This is a genomic window from Alistipes sp. dk3624 (genome assembly GCF_009557455.1).
Taxonomy (GTDB): Bacteria; Bacteroidota; Bacteroidia; order Bacteroidales; family Rikenellaceae; genus Alistipes_A; species Alistipes_A hominis.
Genome location: NZ_CP045651.1, coordinates 2566184 through 2587672, shown reverse-complemented (window position 1 = coordinate 2587672; position 21489 = coordinate 2566184). Strand labels below are relative to the sequence as shown.

At 56.7% G+C, this 21489-nt stretch carries 17 protein-coding genes and 3 tRNA genes; 7 read left to right on the top strand and 13 right to left on the bottom strand.

Going from position 1 to position 21489, the window contains the following annotated elements; genetic code table 11:
- Positions 1–14 precede the first annotated feature (14 nt).
- Positions 15–482: a TlpA family protein disulfide reductase gene (locus GFH31_RS11035; RefSeq protein ID WP_055201834.1), complete on the top strand. Its 468-nt coding sequence runs from the start codon at positions 15–17 to the stop codon at positions 480–482.
- 40 nt (positions 483–522) lie between these two features.
- Entirely contained in the window at positions 523–1887 is a 1365-nt protein-coding gene (locus GFH31_RS11030) for a PhoPQ-activated pathogenicity-related family protein (RefSeq protein ID WP_153497936.1), read from the top strand.
- A gap of 321 nt (positions 1888–2208) precedes the next feature.
- Here the strand turns inward: GFH31_RS11030 and clpX are convergent, their stop codons facing one another.
- The 5 genes from clpX to GFH31_RS11005 form a co-directional block, all read right to left on the bottom strand.
- A complete protein-coding gene (gene clpX / locus GFH31_RS11025) occupies positions 2209–3465 on the bottom strand; it encodes an ATP-dependent Clp protease ATP-binding subunit ClpX (protein WP_055201838.1) in 1257 nt (418 codons plus the stop codon).
- A gap of 76 nt (positions 3466–3541) precedes the next feature.
- The gene (gene clpP / locus GFH31_RS11020) at positions 3542–4216 is read right to left on the bottom strand and encodes an ATP-dependent Clp endopeptidase proteolytic subunit ClpP (protein ID WP_055201840.1); all 675 of its coding nucleotides are present in this window, start codon (positions 4214–4216) and stop codon (positions 3542–3544) included.
- Positions 4217–4322: 106 nt separating this feature from the next.
- On the bottom strand, positions 4323–5102 hold the full coding sequence (locus GFH31_RS11015; RefSeq protein WP_101571201.1) for an endonuclease/exonuclease/phosphatase family protein: 780 nt from the start codon (positions 5100–5102) through the stop codon (positions 4323–4325).
- Between the two features lie 139 nt (positions 5103–5241).
- Positions 5242–6570, bottom strand: coding sequence for a trigger factor (gene tig / locus GFH31_RS11010; protein ID WP_153497935.1), 1329 nt, complete (start codon positions 6568–6570; stop codon positions 5242–5244).
- Between the two features lie 76 nt (positions 6571–6646).
- A tRNA-Leu gene (locus tag GFH31_RS11005) sits at positions 6647–6728 on the bottom strand.
- Positions 6729–6938: 210 nt separating this feature from the next.
- Between GFH31_RS11005 and GFH31_RS11000 the strand changes: the two genes are divergently transcribed.
- Positions 6939–8171, top strand: a complete 1233-nt coding sequence (locus GFH31_RS11000; protein WP_101571204.1) for a DUF2264 domain-containing protein — start codon at positions 6939–6941, stop codon at positions 8169–8171.
- Positions 8172–8176: 5 nt separating this feature from the next.
- On the opposite strand, the gene GFH31_RS10995 is transcribed toward GFH31_RS11000, so the two are convergent.
- The 3 genes from GFH31_RS10995 to GFH31_RS10985 are packed head-to-tail and all read right to left on the bottom strand — an operon-like array spanning position 8177 to position 12016.
- Positions 8177–9913, bottom strand: coding sequence for a DUF4153 domain-containing protein (locus GFH31_RS10995; protein ID WP_153497934.1), 1737 nt, complete (start codon positions 9911–9913; stop codon positions 8177–8179).
- A 40-nt stretch (positions 9914–9953) separates the two neighbouring features.
- Positions 9954–11297, bottom strand: coding sequence for a dihydroorotase (locus GFH31_RS10990; RefSeq protein ID WP_153497933.1), 1344 nt, complete (start codon positions 11295–11297; stop codon positions 9954–9956).
- A complete protein-coding gene (locus GFH31_RS10985; protein ID WP_101571210.1) occupies positions 11294–12016 on the bottom strand; it encodes a polyprenol monophosphomannose synthase in 723 nt (240 codons plus the stop codon). The genes GFH31_RS10990 and GFH31_RS10985 overlap by 4 nt, the downstream gene beginning before the upstream one ends.
- Before the next feature lie 99 nt (positions 12017–12115).
- On the opposite strand from GFH31_RS10985, the gene GFH31_RS10980 reads away from it, so the two are divergent.
- A complete protein-coding gene (locus GFH31_RS10980) occupies positions 12116–13678 on the top strand; it encodes an NAD(P)/FAD-dependent oxidoreductase (protein ID WP_153497932.1) in 1563 nt (520 codons plus the stop codon).
- Between the two features lie 68 nt (positions 13679–13746).
- On the top strand, positions 13747–15036 hold the full coding sequence (locus GFH31_RS10975) for an MATE family efflux transporter (protein ID WP_055201854.1): 1290 nt from the start codon (positions 13747–13749) through the stop codon (positions 15034–15036).
- 39 nt (positions 15037–15075) lie between these two features.
- Here the strand turns inward: GFH31_RS10975 and meaB are convergent, their stop codons facing one another.
- Positions 15076–16176, bottom strand: coding sequence for a methylmalonyl Co-A mutase-associated GTPase MeaB (gene meaB / locus GFH31_RS10970; RefSeq protein WP_055201856.1), 1101 nt, complete (start codon positions 16174–16176; stop codon positions 15076–15078).
- Positions 16177–16416: 240 nt separating this feature from the next.
- On the opposite strand from meaB, the gene GFH31_RS10965 reads away from it, so the two are divergent.
- Positions 16417–16491: transfer RNA gene (locus GFH31_RS10965), tRNA-Pro, on the top strand.
- Positions 16492–16576: 85 nt separating this feature from the next.
- Here GFH31_RS10965 and GFH31_RS10960 read toward each other — a convergent pair.
- From GFH31_RS10960 to GFH31_RS10950, 3 genes are all read right to left on the bottom strand, one after another.
- On the bottom strand, positions 16577–17578 hold the full coding sequence (locus GFH31_RS10960; protein ID WP_172970747.1) for a glycosyltransferase family 2 protein: 1002 nt from the start codon (positions 17576–17578) through the stop codon (positions 16577–16579).
- Between the two features lie 11 nt (positions 17579–17589).
- Positions 17590–18597 carry a glycosyltransferase family 2 protein gene (locus GFH31_RS10955; protein ID WP_153497930.1) on the bottom strand — a complete coding sequence of 336 codons (1008 nt, stop codon included), beginning with the start codon at positions 18595–18597 and terminating at the stop codon, positions 17590–17592.
- Between the two features lie 357 nt (positions 18598–18954).
- Complete coding sequence (locus GFH31_RS10950; RefSeq protein ID WP_055201862.1) at positions 18955–20130, bottom strand: OmpA family protein; 1176 nt, start codon at positions 20128–20130, stop codon at positions 18955–18957.
- Between the two features lie 396 nt (positions 20131–20526).
- Here GFH31_RS10950 and GFH31_RS10945 point away from each other — a divergent pair.
- A tRNA-Pro gene (locus tag GFH31_RS10945) sits at positions 20527–20601 on the top strand.
- Between the two features lie 292 nt (positions 20602–20893).
- Here the strand turns inward: GFH31_RS10945 and recR are convergent.
- Positions 20894–21487, bottom strand: coding sequence for a recombination mediator RecR (gene recR / locus GFH31_RS10940; RefSeq protein ID WP_153497929.1), 594 nt, complete (start codon positions 21485–21487; stop codon positions 20894–20896).
- Between the last annotated feature and the right edge of the window lie 2 nt (positions 21488–21489).

Sequence of the window (21489 nt, the reverse complement as noted above, 5' to 3'; positions counted from 1 at the left end):
TAATTGTCGTGCTCATGAAAAAGATCATCGTTATAACAGGCATTTTGTTGCTGGCCTTTTCAGGAGTCAAAGCGCAACAACTGATCAACGGGGAAAAAGCTCCGGAACTGAAACTCAGCGAGTGGATCAGCAAGAACCAGTTGCAAAGCGGAAAGCCCACGTTGATCGAGTTCTTTTTCTCGCGCAGCGACCTGAGTATGAAGCGCCTGCCCACCGTGGACGACTTCGCGCGGAATTACGGCAAAAAACTGAACGTAGTCGTCATCGGCTGCGAAACGAAAGATAAGATCCAAAGCGTAATGGACGGAAAAGGATATGCGTTCGCCGTCGCGGTGGACAACGAACACAAGACGTTCACCGCCTACGGAGCGCAGTTCGTCCCGTACGGCGTTTTGCTCGATGCGCGCGGGAAAGTGCTCTGGTTCGGCAATTCGTCGAAATTCGGTGCCGAGGAGCTGAAAAAGACGCTGGAGTGGGAGTAGCCCTGACGAAGAGATTGATCCGATAATCATTTAATAACCTATGTTAAGATTGCTATTCCGACGGATATTGCCGGGAATCTTGTTCGTTGCAGTCTTCGCCGCCGGGACGCGTGCCGAAGACCCTGCCGTAACGCCCTCGACGGCTTTGGAATCCTATTTGCACAACGGCGACCTAACCTACGGTTGGGAAGTCCGGGAAACGGTGCGCGACGGCAATGCGACCGTCTACCACCTGCTGTTGACTTCGCAGAAATGGCAGGACATCACCTGGACGCACCAGCTTTCGGTCATCGTACCGGATCGGATCACGCATCCCGGCGCGCTGCTGATGATTACCGGCGGCTCGGTCAAGGACGGACAACCGAACTGGAACGGAGGCATACAGGAAGGCCTGCTCGCGCCGATGGGAAAAATAGCGCAGGACAACCGCGCCGTCACAGCCGTCCTGAGGCAGGTTCCGAACCAACCGCTGTACGACAGCCTGAAGGAGGACGCGCTGATCTCTTATACGTTGCACCGTTTCCAGCAGGACGGCGACTACACCTGGCCGCTGCTGTTCCCGATGACCAAAAGCGCCGTGCGGGCAATGGACGCCGTGACGGAATTCTGCGCAGAGCGGTTGCAGCGCAAAGTGGAAGGATTCGTCGTGGCCGGAGCGTCGAAACGGGGCTGGACGACCTGGCTCGCCGCAGCGCAGGATAGCCGCGTGGCGGCAGCCGCGCCGATGGTGATCGACATCCTGAACATGCCCAAAAGCATCCGTTACCAACTGGAAGCGTACGGCGCTTACAGCGAACAAATCAAGGATTACAGCGACTTGGGCATCCTGCAATCGATCTCTTCGGAAAAGGGGCGCGCCATCGTCGAGATGATCGACCCGTACAGCTACCGCCGCAAATTGTCGCAGCCCAAACTGCTGCTGATGGGAACCAACGACGAATTTTGGGTGGCCGACAACGTCAAGAACTACATCGACTCGATCCCGGGGATCAACCGGCTGCATTACATCCCGAACGCCGGGCATAACCTCGGCGGCGGAGCCGAAGCGATGCTGACGCTGGATGCTTTTTTCGCTTCGCTGTTGTCGGATAATCTTTTCCCGACCTGCGCATGGCAGGCGAAAACCGGAGGCAAGAATCTGAAAATCGCGCTGGAGATGTCCCGCGAAAATCTTGTCGGCGCAGAGCTGTGGAGCGCCGTCTCGCCGACCCGCGATTTTCGCAAAGCGGAATGGAATTCCGCTCCGCTGCCGGAACCGGAAAGCGAAAAATACACGGTCGACGTACCGTTGCCCGAAACCGGTTTCAAAGCTTGTTACGTAGATCTGATCTACCGTACCGACGACGGCCGGCAATACAAAATCTCCACGCGCATTTTCATGACCGATCCAGGCAAATTGTTGTAATTTATCCGAATAACGTTCGATCGGCCCGTATTTCCTCCCGGTGCCCCCTTGCCGCGCATTCAACGGATAACGCGGCCGGACGAAACGGCGGACGAAGGGAAGATCTCTTTTCAGGACGGTTTATTTCGGAAGCGGACCCGTGGATAAAAACGCGGGATATCCGTTCTTTTAAAAGCTAAAGCAAATTTCCGACGAGCAACAAACGAGCACAAAAAAAAGGAGCATGTCCTTGCACACTCCTTATCGGATCATACGTACCGTCGGAAACTTTCCGTCGCCGGCCGGCACTGTATTTCGGTTTCGGTTAGATTATTAGGCGCGTCAGCCAACGGCCTTCAATTGCCGGAATTTGTCGCTTTCGAGGCGGCTTTTCGCATACGGAACCGTCACGCGCAGCGACTTGCGTCCCTCCTGGCCCGGCAGGTCGAACATGCCGTCCATCATGATCGCTTCGCAGATCGACCGCAGGCCGCGCGCGCCGAGCTTGTACTCGATCGCCTTATCGACAATGTAATCGAGAGCGTCCTCATCGAACGTCAGTTTGATGCCGTCCATTTCAAACAGCTTGACGTACTGGCGCGTAATCGCGTTTTTCGGCTCGGTCAGAATCGAGCGCAGCGCAACCCGGTCGAGCGGTTCGAGGTAGGTCAGCACCGGAATACGCCCGATCAGTTCGGGGATCAGTCCGAACGATTTGAGATCCTGCGGCATGACGTACCGCATCAGGTTGTCCTTATCGATCCGTTCCCTGTGAAGCTGTCCGTAACCGAGCGCCTGCGTATTGAGCCGCTGGGCGATTTTCTTCTCGATGCCGTCGAACGCTCCGCCGCAGATGAACAGAATGTTCGACGTATTGACCTGTATGAATTTCTGGTCGGGATGCTTGCGTCCCCCCTGGGGCGGTACGTTCACGACCGTACCCTCGAGGATCTTCAGCAACGCCTGCTGCACGCCTTCGCCCGACACGTCCCGCGTGATGGACGGGTTATCCCCTTTGCGCGCGATCTTGTCGATCTCGTCGATGAAAACGATCCCGCGTTCGGCCAGCGCCACGTCGTAGTCGGCCACCTGCAACAACCGCGTCAGGATGCTCTCCACGTCTTCGCCGACATATCCCGCCTCGGTCAGCACCGTCGCATCGACGATCGTAAACGGCACTTTGAGCAATTTGGCGATCGTCCGGGCCAACAACGTCTTCCCGGTACCGGTCTGCCCGACCATCATAATATTCGACTTGTCGATCTCGATCTGCATGTCGTTGCTCTCCTCGTGCAGCAACCGCTTGTAATGATTATAGACCGCCACCGATATATGCCGCTTGGCGCTCTCCTGCCCGATCACATACTGATCGAGAAACTGTTTGATCTGAATCGGTTTCAGAAGCTCCTCCATGCGGATGGAAGGCGCCTTGCGCACCGTCTTTTTGGGGTTCTCGGCCAACAGCGCATGCCCGCGCTCGATGCACTGGTCGCAGATGCGGGCTCCGTTGTCGCCGTCGAACAGCATAGCCACCTCGTAACGCGAAAGCCCGCAGAACGAACAATGATCCGCCGGCCGTTTCGTATCCTTTTTCTCCATTTTCTATTCAAAAATATCCGCGCGATGCGGAAATTCGTATATTCGTTAGATTGCAGTCGTTTTCCGTTCCGTCGCCCTATTTCTTCCGGGCCGACAGCACTTCGTCGATCAGACCGTATTTCTGCGCTTCGGGAGCGGTCATCCAGTAATCGCGGTCGGCATCCTTCTCGATCTTTTTGATGGTTACGCCCGAATGCAGAGCGAGTATTTCGTATAACTCCTGTTTGGTGCGAAGAATCTGACGCGCCGTGATCTCGATGTCCGAGGCCTGTCCTTCGACGCCGCCCAGCGGTTGGTGGATCATCACCCGCGAATGCGGCAGCGCCGAACGTTTTCCCTTGGCTCCGGCCGTCAGCAAGACGGCCCCCATGCTGGCAGCCAGCCCGGTGCAGATCGTAGCCACGTCCGAACTGATCAACTGCATCGTATCGTAGATTCCCAAACCGGCCGTCACCGATCCTCCGGGCGAGTTGATATAAATCTGAATGTCTTTGTCCGGCTCGGTCGATTCGAGAAACAACAACTGCGCCTGGATGATATTGGCCACGTCGTCATAAACGGGGCAACCCAGAAAAATGATCCGATCCATCATCAACCTCGAAAAGACATCCATCGCGGCCACGTTCATCTGCCGCTCCTCGATGATCGTCGGGGAGATGGAGCCTTGCGCCGCCGCTTTGAACTGATGCAGTTTAAGACTGCTGATCCCGGCATGACCGGTCGCATATTTTTCAAACTCGCTCTTACTCATAATTATTTCATTTTACCGTTACTGTCTTTTATCGAAAGCCTATCCGGTATTTCTCTGCAAACCCCGAACCAAAAAGCGATCCGACCCGAATTTTCCGGACTTCCGCTCAACGTGCCAGCGCGACGACCGAAACGATCGCCCGGTGATCGGACAGGCCGGAAGGCATGATCCGCGTCGATTCGAGCGTCCACCGACCGGCCGGATAACCGAACAGGTAATCGATCTTGACGTCGGGAGCGTCGGCCGGAAAGGTCGGCTGCATCCCGCACAACAGATCGCAACCGGACGTCATCGCAGCGATCTCGGCGGCATCGGGCTCCGCATTGAAATCTCCGCCGAGCAACACCGGATAGCGCGACCGTTTCAGTTCGTTCAGAATGCACTCCGTCTGCATCCGTCGGCTCTCCTCGCTCAGTCCCAGGTGGGTCGATGCAAACACGACCGTATCCTGTCCGACTTCGACCGTAACGAGCAGCAACGCCCGGGATTCTTCCTGCGCGGAAGCCTGCGGCAACATCAGCTTCCGCACCCCGAGGTACGGCCTGGCCGTCAGCAGCCCGATCCCGTACCAGCCTCCGGCAAAAGCGATCGTCTTGCCGTACAATGGAAACATCCCGGTACGGAAGCCCAGCTCCGTAGCGAAATCCTTGCCGTGCTGATGCGGGATTCCCTCCCGGCGAGTATGGCAGTCCACTTCCTGAAGCGCCACCATATCCGGTTTTTCGGACGCGATTCGCGCCGCAAGCTCTTCCAGCGACGCCAACTCCCCGAAACGCAGGTTGTAGGTGATCGCTTTCAGCCGCAAAGTATCCTGCGCGCGGGCTATCGGCGCACAGCACAGCAGAGTCAGCAAAAGGCAAACGAAAAACGCCCCGGATTTTTTCATCGTCGTCCCGTTTTGGTCACAAATATTTACAAAGATACAACATTACTCTACAATTCCGCATACGTCTGCCGGTACGGATCGAAAAACGAAGGCGCAGGTCGTACTACCTGCGCCTTCGTTTTTTACGTCATTGCCGAAACTACTGCGCGTCCTGAGCCAGTTTGCCGAAATCTTCGGCCGAAATGGCTTTTTCGGAAACCGTGATCTGCGGAATCACCGCGTCGATTACTTTATTTTCGAACAGTTTTTCGTAGACTTTCCGATTTTCCTCCTTGTTGCCGAGAATATTTTTCGCATAATTCGCCAACGTCTCGCCGTCTACATTCGGAATCCCGTAGTAAGCGAACTGGGCGGCGGCCATTTTCTTGGCTTCCTCGGTAGCCTCTTCCGGGGTCACTTCGAGTTTCAGCGCATCGATATAATGTTTCTGAATCAGATTCCAGCGCATCATATCGAGGAAACGGTCGAAGTCTTTGTCGATCTCCTCCATCGAGAACTTGCCCTCGTTGATCGTATAGAGCCAGTTTTTCAGGAACGCTTCCGGCATTACGAGTCCGGCTTTTTTCAACAGGAATTTGCGCACGTCGAGGTGCAACAGGAAATCGGTTTCGCGCGACAAGTCGCGGGCGATCTGTTCCTCGATGTATTTTTCGAACGCTTCCGGCGTAGCGACGCCGCCGTCCGGGAAAGCGGTTTTGAAAAACTCCTCGTTCATTTCGGGAGCGACGAAACGGCGGATCTTATTGATCGTCAACTTATAATTCGGGTCCATCCCTTCCAGGTCGGCTTCCTTCACGCCGAGCGCGGCAGCACGCTGCGACGGCGTCTTGAACAACTTGGTCACATCGACGTCCAGCGAATCGCCGACCTTCTTGCCGATAAACGGCGCGCGGTCTTCGTCGCTCATGCCGATCAGACCTACGTAAGCCTCCTCGACTTTCGTATCGCCCTGTTCGAGCGTTACGTCGAGCGCGTCTTCCTTCTCGACCGTATCGACGTCGGTCAGTTTCCCGAAACGGTTCAAGAAGTTGGTGCGATAACCGTCGCGCATCTTATCTTCGATCCGGATCGAATACCGGGTTACTTTATCTTTTTTACTCAGGTCGATACCGATCTCCGGAGCCAGACCCACTTCGAACACGAACTCGTATTCGGTGCTGTCGTCGAAATCCAGCGGTTGCTGTTTGTCGCTCGGAATCATATCGCCGACGAGCGTGAGCTTCTCTTTTTCGATGTAATCGAAGCAGGCTTTCGAAGCGGCGCGGTACGACTCCTCGGCAACGACTCCTTTGCGGTACATTTTATTGATAATCCCCATCGGAACCATCCCCGGGCGGAAACCCGGAACGTTCGCTTTGCGTTTGTAGGTGCGCAGCGCCTTATCTACAGCTTCACTGTAATCGGCCTCACCCACGGTCACCTTCAGCAGCGTGGTGAGATTTTCAAGATTTTCTCTGACAATATTCATTTATCCGTAATATTTTGATCGTTAACGCGAACAAGATGGCCGCCCTGCGACAATGTCCGGCGGCCTTCCGACATCGTGCGGATAAAGGGACTCGAACCCCCACGCCGTGAGGCACCAGATCCTAAGTCTGGCGCGGCTACCAATTACGCCATATCCGCAGAAGCGCCACAAAGATAGCACATTTTTCATCAGGCTGCAAATTTTCGACCTAATTTTGCATGAATGACGCAAATACGTTTTTTCCCGGCCAAACGGCAAAAACGAACCGCCCCGTTTTCCCGACATTTTGATTTCCGGCAAAATATCGTTAGTTTTGTGCAAACGGTTGCATTAGTCCGACAACATCGCAAACCTAACCCTACCGAGTCATGAAACGGATCTACCTCCTGCTGAATGCGGCGACGCTGCTCGCCTGCCTGTTTTGCTCCCCTTTGTCCGGCAAACGCAAAACTCCGCAACCGGCCGAACCCGCGGCCCGCGAATACTGGATCGCCACGCTCGACCGGACGGCTTTGCCGGTACTGACCGCGTTGAGCGAACAGCGCCTGAAAGCGGCGATGCCGCTCGAAACGAAGATCGACCGAGCGCAACACGTGGGCTACCTCGAAGCGTTCGGCCGCACGCTGACCGGGATCGCCCCGTGGCTCGAACTCGGCCCGGACAGCACCGTCGAAGGCCGGAAACGGGCGCGCTACATCGAACTGGTACTGAAATGCCTCGACAACGCGACCAACCCGGAGTCGGCCGATTGCATGAACTTCACGGAATACCAGCAACCGCTGGTCGATGCGGCCTTCCTCGCGCACGGGCTGGTGCGGGCGCCCAAACAAATCTGGGGGCGTCTGGACGAACGAGTCAAACGGCAGGTCGTCGATGCCCTGAAATCCACCCGCACGATCCGCACTCCGACCAACAACTGGCTGCTTTTCAGCGGCATCATCGAAGCGTTCCTGCTCGACAACGACTACGGCGGCGACCTGATGCGAATAGACTTCGCGGTCAACAAACACCTCGAACGCTACAAAGGCGACGGCACGTACAGCGACGGCGACCTGTTCCAATGGGACTATTACAACAGCTTCGTGATCCAGCCGATGCTGCTGGACGTGGTGCGTATCCTGCATAAACGGAAACTCGTTTCCGACAAAACCTTTCAGGACGTGCAGCGGCGGATACAACGCTATGCCGCCGTACAGGAACGGCTAATCTCGCCGGAAGGAGCGTTCCCGCCGATCGGCCGGTCGCTGGCCTACCGGATCGGGGCGTTCCAAGCGCTCGGACAGGTCGCGCTCGGACATTTGCTGCCCGCCGAAGTCGCCCCCGCACAGGTGCGTTGCGCGCTGACGGCAGTGATGAAACGCATGATGGAAGCCCCGGGCACTTTCGACGAAAAAGGATGGCTGAAAATCGGTTTCTGCGGAGCGCAGCCGGGTATCGGAGAGGGCTACATCAATACCGGTAGTCTGTATCTGTGCTGCGCCGGTTTCTTGCCGCTGGGACTGCCGGCCGACGATCCGTTCTGGAACGCCCCCGACGCCGACTGGACTTCGTTGAAGCTGTGGAAAGGCATCGACCTGCCGGCCGACCACGCCGTCAACTGACCGGATTATTTTTCCAGGAAAAAACCGACCGAAACGTATTCGATACGCAGTTCGGGAAAGCGGGACAGGCGCACCATGTCGAAAACGACTTTGACCGAATCCGTTTCGTATTGCAGAAGCGCGCTCTTCATCGAATCCAACGCCGCGACGGGAACCGTATCCCGCACGGCATAACCGCTCCCGGACAGCTTTTCTCGCAGCATATCTTCCAGTCCCCGCCGGAACAGAAGGCTGCCGTCATTGTCTTTGATCGACAGCGTATCCCGGCTCAGATCGGCATACAGGCGCTGCCCGTTCTCGTAATTCTGCACGGCCCGCAACGTGCGGTATCCGGATATATCGACCGGAGCCCCGTCCGATTCGAGCAGCACGGAGTTCCGCTGCGGATCCTCCTGCGGAGTCAGTTCGGTGGCCCACGGCACGCTTACATACCATTCCAACACCTGAGGAATCACCTCGTTCTGCAAAGCGAACGAGTCGTCCACCCCGTAACGTTCCGCCATAAATCCGGCGGGACAGTTCCGGGCGAGGTATTCGAACGATTCGTAAAGACGACGGTAATCCTCGCGGTAAACCGAGTCGGCATCGGGACGTTTCTGCAAAATCAACCGGCCCGAAGCATCGGCCAATCCGAGACGGACGACGATCCGTTCGGCGCGCTGCATCTGCGAACGAATGCCGATAGCCGCCGCCGTAACTCCCGGTATATACGTGAAAACGGCCAGTAAAACGCCCGACAGCGCCGCGACATACAGGTAACGTCCGCTCCGACGGCTGAAAAACAGCAGGATCGTCACCGTCATGATCGCCCCGCAAACCGCCAGGTAAACCCTGTCCTGCGTAAACCCGTACTGCTGCACGCGATAACCCACTCCCGTCCAGAACATCGCGAGCGCCGGCAGCGCGATCAGGCTGAACCGGCCGTAATACCAGTCGTACATCCGCCGGAGCAGCATCGGCTGGCAGGCTCTCAACACCGTCGCGACGATCGCATAACCGAACACGAGGTAAGCGATTCCGCCCTTGGGCAGTTCCCACCGCAGCACGATCATTGCGAAATAGAGGTACAGGATCGCCGTGTAGATCAGCACGGTGGGGCTCAACACGTAATTGAGCAGCACATCGAAAAACGGATTCGGCCGAACGCCTTGCTCCCGGTCGCTCGTCCGGTTGAATGCCAGGAAACAAACCGGCGCCAGCAGCACGAACGCCGACATCGCGGCATAGGTCGTGAAACCGGACGATATCCCGGTGAAAATATTGAATATGTATACGATCGAATGGAAAATGGCCATCAGCGCCAGGAAAGCCGTCAACGCCAGCAGTAAGGCCGACAGCAGGTCGTACACGTAGCGTAGCGCGCGCTCGACGAACCGTTCGTTATCGCTCTGCCAATCGCTGGCCAGCACCGTCAACGCGCAGACGACCAGCGTCACGGGATAAGCCACCGTCCTCGTCCAGTCGCCGACGTCGGCCGCCAGCAACGGGAGCGCCAGCAACGGCGACAGATAATAGACGATCCGCCATGCGCCGCGGCGACACCACCGGTTCGTCACGAACGAAAACGTGAAAAACAGCGGCAGCAGCAACGCATAACCATCGTTTTCGATCACTTCCTCCCGGATCAACGCGCAGATCAGAAAGGCATAAACGGCTACGGCCGTTTCGGCCGGCGCATACCGGAACGTCTCGGCCAATCGGCCAACGAACCGGCGAATACGATCTTTTAACGATACTTTCAATGGTTATTGTTTTACGTCCAGACGGACACGTTATCCTCAATTACCGGTCGAACTCCAGCGCCCGGCCCCGGGCGTCGCGATCCACCGCCCCGTTCCGAAAAACGATTTTCCCGTTGACCAGCGTATGGGTCACCCGATTCGAAAACGTAACGCCCTCGAACGGCGACCAGCCGCATTTGGATAGGATATTCTGCGGCGACACCGTCCACGGATCGTCGGGCCTGACCAACACGATATCGGCGAAATACCCTTCACGCAGGTAACCGCGCTCCCGGATCCGGAACCGGACAGCCGGCGCATGACACATTTTTTCGACCGCCGTTTCGACCGGGAACACCCCGTTGCGACTCATTTCGAGCATCGCCACCAGCGAATGCTGCACCAGCGGGCCGCCGGACGGAGCTTTCAGGTAAGGCAGCTTCTTCTCATCGAGCGTGTGCGGGGCATGATCCGTCGCTACGACGTCTACGCGTCCGTCCGCGATTCCGCGGCGCAACGCATCGCGGTCGGCCTCGCTTTTGATAGCCGGATTCCACTTGATAAAATTCCCCATGCGGGCGTAGTCGGCGTCACTGAACCACAGGTGATGCACGCACACCTCGTTCGTAATCCGTTTACCGGAGAGCGGCCCCCGGTCGAAAAGATCGAGTTCGCGGGCCGTGCTCAGGTGCAGCACGTGCAGGTCCGCCCCGTAGCGCGTCGCCAATTCGATGGCCTTCGCCGACGACCGGTAACAAGCCTCGGCCGACCGGATCAGCGGATGCATCGCCACCGTTATCTCATCGCCGTACCCAGCCCGGAAACGCTCCATATTAGCGCGCACGGTCGCCTCGTCCTCGCAGTGCGTCGCCACCGGCACCGGGGACTGGGCGAATATCGACGCCAGCGCGCGATCGTCGTCGACCAGCATGTTCCCGGTCGAAGAACCCATAAACACTTTGACGCCGCACACCCATTTCGGATCGATTCGTTCGATCTCGGCGGCATTTTCGTTCGTCGCCCCGAAATAAAACGAATAGTTCGTTACGGACGTTTCGGCGGCCCGTTCGAATTTCTCGTCGAGCAGGCCGAGCGTTACGGTCGGAGGCTTGACGTTCGGCATATCCATAAAAGAAGTGACTCCACCGGCGGCGGCGGCGGCCGACTCGCTGTGGATATCGGCCTTGTAGGTAAGCCCCGGTTCGCGGAAATGCACCTGATCGTCGATCACGCCGGGCAACACCCACTGTCCCCGGGCGTCGATCGTTTCGCCTTCGAAACGGTCGTGCGGATATGCGCCCCGGCCGATCTCGGCGATCCGTTCGCCGCGGACGACTACGTATCCTTCGAAACGCTCCCCGTCACCGAAGACCGTCCCTCCGCGAATCAGCAGCCCCCGGCTCATACGGCTTTCGGTTTGATCGAACGGAAACGCAGTTTCAGCACCCCGAAAAAGGCTTCGCGGAAAATCCCGCCGCTCATTTTCGACGCGCCGAGCGTCCGTTCGGTGAAAATGATAGGCACCTCCTTGACACGGAAACCCAACTTCCACGCGGTATATTTCATTTCGACCTGAAAACCGTAACCTTTCATCCGCACGGCATCCATATCCATCGTCCGCAGCAACTTCGCGCTGTAACATACGAAACCGGCCGTCGCATCGCGCACCGGCATCCCGGTCACGAAACGCACATACGCCGACGCGTAATAGGACATCAGCACCCGCTTCATCGGCCAGTTCACCACGTTCACGCCGGTCACGTAACGCGACCCGATCACCAGGTCGGCCCCTGCGACCGCCGCCTGCGACAACCGCACCAGATCGTCCGGATTATGCGAAAAATCGCAGTCCATTTCGAAAACGTAGTCGTACCCGTTCTCAAGCGCCCAGCGGAATCCCGCAAGGTAAGCGGTGCCGAGTCCCAGCTTGCCGGAACGCTCGATCAGGTGCAGCGAGCCGGGATAGACCCGCTGCTGCTCCCGGACTACTTTCGCCGTACCGTCCGGAGAGCCGTCGTCGATAATCAACAGGTCGAACTTTTCAGGCAGGGAAAAGACTTTGTCTATCATCGGCCGGATGTTGTCAAGCTCGTTGTAGGTCGGAATAATCACCAGGTTTCTCATACATTCAGTTGCTATGCGCCGCGATGTTGCACGCGACACGCTAATTTTAAAACAAAAGTAGTAATTTTGGCGAAATATGTAACTTTATCCTTAAAAATTATGCCCATCGAACTGTCGCTGGAACTCACGCCGAAACAGGCATCCGACCAGGCCCGTTACCTGCCGCTGATCGCCGACCGGATAGCCGTTCCGCAATCCCGGATCGCACTGGTACGCATCGTTCGCCGTTCGATCGACGCGCGCAGCCGCCAGATCCGCGTCAACCTCGGCGTACAGATCTATGTCGACGGAGAACAGGCTCCGCCGCCGGTGCGCTTCGATTATCCGCAGGTCGGGGGTCGCACGCCGGTCGTCGTCGTCGGATCGGGGCCGGCCGGACTGTTCGCCGCGCTGCGGCTGATCGAACGCGGCTTGCGCCCGATCGTACTCGAACGCGGACGAGACGTCTCGGCGCGCAAAAGGGACATCGCCCGGATCAACCGCAACGGCCCGGTAGATCCGGAATCGAACTACGCTTTCGGCGAAGGCGGAGCGGGCACCTATTCCGACGGCAAGCTCTTCACGCGCTCGAAAAAACGCGGCGACTACCGCAAGGCGCTCGAAGTTTTCCGCTTCCACGGCGCCGACGAGTCGATCCTGTACGACGCGCACCCGCACATCGGCACCGACCGGCTGCCGCGCATCATCGCCGCGATGCGACAGACGATCGTCGACGCCGGCGGACAGGTGCTGTTCGGGGCGAAAATAACCGACGTCCGAATCCGGAACGGAAAAATCGCCGGGGTCTGCCTCGGCGACACGACGGTCGAAGGGGCCGCCGTAATTCTCGCGACCGGACACTCGGCGCGCGACATCTACGAAATCCTGCACCGCCGGGGAGTACGGATCGAAGCCAAACCGTTCGCGATGGGCGTCCGGGCCGAACATCCGCAACAACTGATCGACCGCGCGCAATACCACCTGCCCGAACGCGGCGAATACCTGCCCGCCGCCTCGTACTCGTTGGTCAGCCAGGTCGGCGGACGGGGCGTCTACTCGTTCTGCATGTGTCCGGGAGGTTTTATCGTGCCGGCCATGACGCGCGCCGGAGAGTCGGTCGTCAACGGCATGTCGCCGTCGGGCCGCAACTCGGTATTCGCCAATTCGGGCATCGTCACCGAAATCCGCCTTTCCGACTTCGAACACCTGCGGGCCGAACACGGGGAACTGGCCGGGCTGCGTTTCCAGCAGCAATTCGAAGAGCTGGCCTACCGGCAGATCGGCGACCGGCAGATCGCCCCGGCGCAACGGCTGGCCGACTTCGTAGCCGGAAAAGCGTCCGGATCGCTGCCGCGCTGCTCCTACGTGCCGGGCATCGCCGCGACGCGAATGGAACAGTGGATGCCCGGCACGATTTCCGACGCGCTGCGGGGCGGCCTGGCCTCGTTCGACAAGAAACTGCGCGGATTCGTAACGAACGAGGCGCTCGTCGTCGGCGTCGAATCGCGCACTTCTTCGCCGGTACGCATCCCGCGCGATCCGGCGACGCTGATGCACCCGCAGACCGCGGGGCTTTTCCCGGCCGGCGAGGGCGCCGGATACGCCGGGGGAATCATCTCGGCCGCCATCGACGGCGAACGGTGCGCAGACCGCGCCGCCGACTACCTTGCAGGAAAGCCGTAAAGTCCTTTTTATGACCGGAATGGACGGAATGCCGCCGACAGGATGCAAAAAAGCCGTACCTTTGCGGTATGAACCGTAAAATCCTCGCGCTGGCCATTCCGAACATCATCTCCAACATCACGATCCCGCTGTTGGGCATGGTCGACATGGCCATCGTCGGTCACCTCGGCGACGACGCGCTGATCGGCGGAATCGCCATCGGGACGGCCGTTTTCAACTTCATATACTGGAACCTGGCTTTCCTGAGAATGGGAACCAGCGGCCTGGCGGCACAAGCCTACGGCGCGCACGATTTCCGCGAAATCGCCGCCATTCTGGTACGGGCTCTTTCGGTCGCGCTGGCGGCAGCGATGGCGCTGCTGATCCTGCAGCGTCCAGCCGGCCGGCTGACGCTGATGATGATGGACGGCACGCCGCACACGATGCGCTATGCGGCCGAATATTTTTTCGCACGCATCTGGGCGGCCCCGGCCACCATCTCGCTGTTCGCTTTCCAGGGATGGTACATCGGTATGCAGAACTCGCGCTTCCCAATGTACATCGCCATCGTCATCAACCTGATCAACATCGTCTTCTGCCTGTGGTTCACGCTGGGACTCGGCTGGGGCATCGCCGGCGTAGCCTGGGGAACGGTCGTCGCGCAATATTGCGGTCTGCTGATCTCCGCCGGGCTGTGGCTCCGGTATTACCGGCGCTTTCTACGCTACATCGACCTGAAAGAGAGCCTGAAGATCAAACCGATGCTCGGATTTTTCCGAATCAACCGCGACATTTTCCTGCGGACGGCCTGCATCGTCGCCGTATACACTTTTTTCACCTCCGCATCGTCCGGCATGGGAGACACGCTGCTGGCGGTCAACATGCTGCTAATGCAGCTTTTCACGTTGTTCTCGTACCTGATGGACGGCTTCGCCTATGCCGGGGAATCGCTGGCGGGACGCTACGTAGGCGCCCGGAATCCCGAGATGCTGCGCAAATGCATCCGCTACCTGCTCGCATGGAGCCTCGTTGTGGCGATACTCTACGTCGGCGTCTACGCCTTCGGCTGGCGGACGATCCTGTCGTTGTTCACCGACAGCACGGCCATCCTGTCAGGAGCCGGAGCCTATGTCGAATGGCTGATCGTCATTCCGCTGATCGCTTTCGCGCCGTTCATGATCGACGGCATCCTGATCGGAGCGACCCGGACGGCGGTGATGCGCAACTCCGTCTTCGTCTCGACGGTCGTCTTCTTCGCCGCCTATTACGGACTGCGCGGCATAGCGGGCAATAACGCCCTCTGGTTCGCATTCACGGCATTTCTGGTGATGCGCGGGGTGCTGCAATATTATATGACGAACCGGCTGCGGATCATCTGACCCGCAGCCGGCAATCGTTATCCGCCTTCCCGACGGAATTTATTTCCCGATCTTGCCGAAATAATCGTTCAGCAACTCACGGGCCGCGACGAACGAACTTTTACGGTCGGCCAGCACCATCTTCTCGAATTCGCCGATCCGGGCCGCGACCTCTTCGTTCCGGTAAAAATGCTCGCGCAACGCTTCGTCGATCGTTTCGTACATCCAGTATTTAGCCTGCCGGTGACGGTTGCGCTGGAAATAACCGTTCTTTCCGGTAAATTTCAAAAAATCTTCGACGCCGTTCCAGATTTCGGACAGTCCGGTGTGCTCGACCGACGAACAGGTGTAAACCCGCGGCCGCCACTGCGAATCGGGCATCGGAAACAGGTTCAGCGCATTGGCGAAATGACTCCGGGCTACATCGGCACGCTGCTGATTGCCGCCGTCGGCCTTGTTGATCGCGATCATATCGGCCATCTCCATGATGCCGCGCTTGATCCCTTGCAGTTCGTCGCCGGCGCCGGCGATCTGCAACAACAAAAACATATCGACCATCGAATGCACGGCCGTCTCGGACTGCCCCACCCCGACCGTCTCGATGAAAATAACGTCGAACCCGGCGGCTTCGCACAGAATGATGGTTTCGCGCGTCTTGCGGGCCACCCCGCCGAGCGAACCGGCCGAAGGGGAAGGGCGTATGAAAACGCTCGGATTGTGCACAAGCGTCTCCATCCGGGTCTTATCGCCCAGGATGGAACCTTTGCTGCGCTCCGAACTCGGGTCGATCGCCAGCACCGAAAGCTTGTGCCCGAGGTTGGCCACCATGTCGCCGATCGCTTCGATAAACGTCGACTTGCCGGCGCCCGGCACCCCGGTGATCCCGATCCGCACCGACCGGCCCGAATGGGGAAGGCAGCGCTCGATGATCTCCTGCGCCTGCGCGTAGTGTTCGGGCAACAGGCTCTCGACCAGCGTAATCGCCTGCGAAAGCACCGTAATATTACCCGCCAGGATTCCCTGCATGTATTCGTCGGTCGTCATCCGATGCCGTTTCGCCCGGCGGAAATAAGGGTTTACGACGGGAGGCTGTTCGACGCCCCGGTTCACCGCCAGCGCGCTGTCGTGCTCCCTGCCGTGTATATCTTCGTAGTGTTCCATAGTCCAATCGCGGATTATTCGACGAAGATACCAATTTTATTTGATCTCTCCTACCGTACAACGGAAAAGTCTCCGGCATGAATTCCGGAAATGTCCCGCGCTTCCGGAGTACGGGCGAGACGTCGTTCGGATTCCGCCGCGGTAAATTATCGCATCACGGGACTTCGCAGCGCGCCGCTTTTGCAAATCCGGAAAAATAAATTACTTTTGCCCTGACTTTTCCGTCCGGAGAAGGATATTCGGGGTGTAGCGCAGCCCGGTTAGCGCACCTGCTTTGGGAGCAGGGGGTCCCAGGTTCGAATCCTGGTACCCCGACAAATGGAAAATGCGGGCGGCGGCAAAATAATTGCCGCCGCTCGGTTTATTTATTTTCAAACCGTTCGCTCTTTTCCGTCGGGCATTACCGGCTTTTGCTTTTGAATATTTTCCGAAATACGCGGTACGCCCTGATATAAAGCCCGTAATGACCGTACAGCATCCGCCGTCTGAACCAAGTTCCCCAACCGATTCGGCTGAATTTCAGGCGATCGAAATCATGCATCTTAGATACGATACCCCTGCAAACGGCGTCGAATTCGAACGCCTCGCCGAAAACGGAGATGTGATTGATCACATGGGCGCCTCGTTTCAACACTTCGGCTTCGAACCGATCCTGGTCTTCGGGGAAAACATTTTTTTCGCGCAGGAACAGCACCCTCTCACGGATCACCAAAAAGAACCGATATTCGGCCTGCGGATCAAATCCGCTGTGCAGGATACTTCCGGTCCGGAGCAGGTAATAATATAGAGGCACATTCTGTTGCACGATCCGGTTCGCTCTGTAAAACAGTTTGTACATGATCGCCATATCCTCAAAGACCGTATGATCTTCCGGGAAAAGCACCCCGTCGAACAACTCCCGTTTGAACAGTTTATCCCAGAAATAACTTCTTATCAGGGAGTCTTCGTATAACAATCTCAGCGCCTCCCTGCGGTCATAAACGACGGTATCGCCGCCGTCCCCGGAAGCCCCGCACCGCATCCCTTGCTCCCCGACCTCGTAATACGAACAAATGGAAATATCCGCCCCGTAATCCGTCGCCCCCCGGTACAATGTCCGGCAAAAATCGCGATCCACCCAGTCGTCGCTGTCCACGAAACCCAAATACCTGCCGCGCGCAAGCCGAATACCCGCATTGCGGGCTCCGCTGACCCCGGCATTCCGTTGGTGGACGACCCGGATCCGGCTATCCCGCTCCGCATAAGAATCGCAGACGGCCCCCGACGCGTCCGTCGAACCGTCGTCGACGAGAATGATCTCGATTTCACCGAAAGTCTGCGCCAAAAGGGAGTCTATGCACTTCGGCAAATAAGCCTGCACGTTATAGACAGGAACTACGACGGTTATCTCCGGTACGCTCATTCCTTTGGATGTTAACGGCATTTTCGGCCGGTCAGTTTCCGGCAACTTCGGATCAGATTCGCATATCCGTCGAAATGATCATAAATCATCTTCCGCCTGAGACAAACGCCGATACCGATTCGTCCGATCCCCAGATGGTCATAACCGTGCATCCTTGCAATCACATCGCCGTACAAGCTTTCGAATGCGGTATAATTTTCACGGGATACGATTCGCCCGATCAGGCGGATCGCCCTTTTCAGCACCTTGGCCTCCAGTTTTTCGCGCTCTTCGGGCAGCAGGTTTTTCTCTTTCTCGAAAAGCGCCTGTTCGCAGACCGCCAGAAAAAACTGATACTCTTTCAACGGATGGGACATCTCGTTCGTACAGCTATCGCCCCGCATCCGGTAATAATACAACGGAACATTCATCTGCACGACCGCCCCGGTCCGGTAAAACAGCTTATGCATAATGGCCATATCTTCACACATGATACGGTCTTCGGGGAACCCGATCCCGTCGAACAACTCGCGCCGGAACAACTTGTTCCAACTGAAACTCCTGATCCGGACATCTTCATACAGCATCCGGATAGCCTCTTTCCGGTCGTAAATCGTTATTTTTCCGTCCGCCGCCTCGGGTTTGGTTTTCCGCGACCGCGCCACGTAATAAGAGCAGATCGAAATATCCGCCCGGTAATCGATCAACGTTTCATACAGCCGCTTGCAATAATCCCGGTCGACCCAATCGTCGCCGTCGACGAATCCCAGATATTTACCGCGGGCGAGACGGATCCCGACGTTGCGCGCCTTGCTTACGCCGGCATTCTGCTGATGAACGACCCGGATGCGGCCGTCCCGGGCCGCATAGCGATCGCAGATTTCGGCAGAGGCATCGGTCGAACCGTCATCGACCAGGATGATCTCGATCGCCGCAAAACTCTGCCCCAACAGAGAATCCAGGCACTCGGGCAAATATTCCTGCACGTTGTATACGGGAACTACGAGGCTGATCCCGGGCACATCCTTTGTTCTTTCCATCCAATGCAAAACCGTCAAAAGTAATCGATAAATTTCCTCCTATTCGTTCGTACGCAAACCGTTTCATTCCGGCGTCTTTACTCGGACAAAAATCATTGTCAAGGCCGAATATTCCTCAAACCTATCCCGTTTGACCCTTTTCGTATAACAAAGAAACGATTATTAAACGAATTTGCAAATCAAACCGAAGCAATTCGCACGGAATAGATAAAAAAACACACGGATATCCGACTCGAAACGCCGGCCCTGCTTTAAGGATGCCTGCGACCGTCCGATCGTTGCTTACCGGCAGCCGGAAAACAAAAATATCCGGGATAATGACTTATCCCGGATATTTCGGTTAAACGATCGACGTTATCAGTCGGCGTCCACGATAGCCACACGATTCAACGGAATTTCCGGGAATTCGTTAGTACCGCCCTTCGCTACGATCTCCAACTGGGAAGCTTTCACGCCCAGACGGTCGACGAGCACTTTGTAAACGGCTTCGGCTCGCTGTTGGCTCAGGTACTGGTTGCGTTTTGCAGAACCGGTAGCGCTGTCGGCATAACCCACGATCTTGAACTTCTTGTCCGGATAAGCCTTCATGAATTTGGCTACATAACCCAGGTTCATGATCTCTTTCGCAGACAGGGTGTAGCTGCCGATATTGAAGAACGTACCCATGATCGGGCCTTCGATTTCGGGAGCCGGAGCAGGCGTCGTTTTCACTTTGTTCTTTTCGGCTGCCAGTTCGTCGGCCAGACGTTTCGCATTGGCCTGCGCATCGGCCAGATCCCCTTCCAGCGAAGCGATCTTGTTGTTATACGGAGTCAGGTCTACCGGAACCGGAACGATCGGACGGCTGAAGCCGCGACGGTTCAACTTAAAGGTCAGACCGGCCGTAATGGTCGTCATTCCTTCGCCCTTGCTGCCGCGAACGACGCCGTCGAAACGCTGGTTAACGACCATCTGCTTCACTTCGAGGTTCAGGTCTACCAGACCGCCCAGACGGATGTTGTTCAGCAAACCGTACGTGAAGGCGAACTCGTTGTTATAGGCGTGGTTTCCGAACGAACGGGCCCAACCGAAACCGACATAAGGTACGAAATTCCAGGTACGGGTTTCCTTATAACCGCCGATCGCGTTGGAGATATTCCACATTACGTCGGCGTGCAAGTTCGATACGTTGAACTTTTCACGGAACATTCCCCTCGAATCGGCAGATTCCGATGCGACCGCGTACATGGTACGGGCGTTCGTCCAGCCGTAAGCTTTCAGGCCCGAATACTGCAAACGCAGTCCCACGCTCGGAGTGACCCATTTACCGACAGCCACGTCCAGAGCCGGCGCAAGGCGCTTACCGCCGTAACTGTCATTCTCTCCTTCATAAATATTGATACCTCCGGCAACACTGATAAAAATGTTGTCGAACAAACGATTGGTCAGGTAGGGGCCTCTGCGGGTCTGGGCTTCCTGAAGTCCGACTACCTCCTGAGCAAAAGCCGGCGCACATGCGACCGTCAACGCCACTGCAATGAAAAATCTTTTCATAATCAATCTGTTTTAATAGTAAAATTTTTTTAAAAATGATTTAACCATAAAATCATCGAACTTCAAATCCATCCCCGTTATATTCCAAGGTGGCAGGCTCCAAACCTCGTCCAATGTTGTATCTTATTTTCACATACTTACTTCAAACTTTCTGCCACGTGTGCAAATTTATAAAACTTTTTTCAAAAATATCAAATTCCACCGGCTCCATCAACTGAAAGATCATTTTTTTCACTTTTTTTCGATATTAGAAAGCGAACAACAACAAACTACGTACCAATACTTTAAATGAAACAAAAAAAAATCGCATCCTCTTTTTCCGGACAATCGCAAAATAAAACGGAATATTTCTTTGGCACATAACGAATAATTACTATATTTGCGCTCGATTTGTCGCGGGGTGTAGCGCAGTCCGGTTAGCGCGCCAGCTTCGGGAGTTGGAGGTCCCGGGTTCGAATCCCGGTACCCCGACAATGAAAGAGAAGCACTTACGTATTGCGTAAGTGCTTCTCTTTTTATCATACCCGGCGAAAAACGCTTCGACCGCCCCGGTCATTCTGACATGCCGGCCTGTCACGGACATTCCGACAGTTCGGGATGCTAACCGGAAATCCGGCCGTAAAGAAATCGCAAATACCATTTACCGAGCCGTCCGCAACATTCCGAACGATGCAAACCACGACAAATGGAACTCCCCGGAAAACCTCCGGAGCGAACGCCCGGTTTCATCGGACTGAAGAAATGAAAAAACGCCGCAGAAAGATTACAGCGGCCGGCGGTTATGCAGCGCATGGGCAATGGTCAGGTCGTCGGCATAATCCAACTCGTCCCCGAACCCGATCCCGCGAGCGATCGAAGTCAGACGGACTCCTTCGCACGCTTGCAGCCGTCTCGATATATAAAAAGAAGTGGTCTCTCCTTCGACCGTCGTACTCAGCGCAAGGATCACCTCCCTGACCTCCCCGCTCGCCAGATGGTCGAGCAGCAGGTCGATCTTCAGGTCGGACGGACCGATCCCCTGCATCGGCGAAATGACGCCCCCCAAAACGTGATACAGACCGTTATACTGCCGCGTATTTTCGATCGAAAGCACGTCTTTGACCTGTTCGACCACACAGACCGTCGACCGGTCGCGCGTCGCATCGGAGCATATTTCGCAGACATCGCCGTCGGAGAGGTTGTTGCATCGGGAACAATAGCGGATATCGGAACGGAAACGGGCCATCGCCTGCGTCATCAACATCACGTCATGCTCTTCCATCCGCAGCATGTGCATCGCCAGGCGCATCGCGGTACGCCGGCCTACGCCCGGCAACCGCGACAGCTCGCTCACCACGTCGTCCAGTAGTTTCGACATCT

Coding starts and splice junctions, on each gene's coding strand:
- meaB (WP_055201856.1), bottom strand. CDS start 16,176: ATGGAACACTACGAAGATATACACGGCAGGGAGCACGACAGCGCGCTG.
- GFH31_RS10960 (WP_172970747.1), bottom strand. CDS start 17,578: ATGAGCGTACCGGAGATAACCGTCGTAGTTCCTGTCTATAACGTGCAG.
- clpP (WP_055201840.1), bottom strand. CDS start 4,216: ATGAGTAAGAGCGAGTTTGAAAAATATGCGACCGGTCATGCCGGGATC.
- GFH31_RS10985 (WP_101571210.1), bottom strand. CDS start 12,016: ATGAGAAACCTGGTGATTATTCCGACCTACAACGAGCTTGACAACATC.
- GFH31_RS10950 (WP_055201862.1), bottom strand. CDS start 20,130: ATGAAAAGATTTTTCATTGCAGTGGCGTTGACGGTCGCATGTGCGCCG.
- clpX (WP_055201838.1), bottom strand. CDS start 3,465: ATGGAGAAAAAGGATACGAAACGGCCGGCGGATCATTGTTCGTTCTGC.
- GFH31_RS10980 (WP_153497932.1), top strand. CDS start 12,116: ATGCCCATCGAACTGTCGCTGGAACTCACGCCGAAACAGGCATCCGAC.
- GFH31_RS10990 (WP_153497933.1), bottom strand. CDS start 11,297: ATGAGCCGGGGGCTGCTGATTCGCGGAGGGACGGTCTTCGGTGACGGG.
- GFH31_RS11015 (WP_101571201.1), bottom strand. CDS start 5,102: ATGAAAAAATCCGGGGCGTTTTTCGTTTGCCTTTTGCTGACTCTGCTG.
- GFH31_RS10975 (WP_055201854.1), top strand. CDS start 13,747: ATGAACCGTAAAATCCTCGCGCTGGCCATTCCGAACATCATCTCCAAC.
- GFH31_RS11000 (WP_101571204.1), top strand. CDS start 6,939: ATGAAACGGATCTACCTCCTGCTGAATGCGGCGACGCTGCTCGCCTGC.
- tig (WP_153497935.1), bottom strand. CDS start 6,570: ATGAATATTGTCAGAGAAAATCTTGAAAATCTCACCACGCTGCTGAAG.
- GFH31_RS10955 (WP_153497930.1), bottom strand. CDS start 18,597: ATGGAAAGAACAAAGGATGTGCCCGGGATCAGCCTCGTAGTTCCCGTA.
- GFH31_RS11035 (WP_055201834.1), top strand. CDS start 15: ATGAAAAAGATCATCGTTATAACAGGCATTTTGTTGCTGGCCTTTTCA.
- recR (WP_153497929.1), bottom strand. CDS start 21,487: ATGTCGAAACTACTGGACGACGTGGTGAGCGAGCTGTCGCGGTTGCCG.
- GFH31_RS11030 (WP_153497936.1), top strand. CDS start 523: ATGTTAAGATTGCTATTCCGACGGATATTGCCGGGAATCTTGTTCGTT.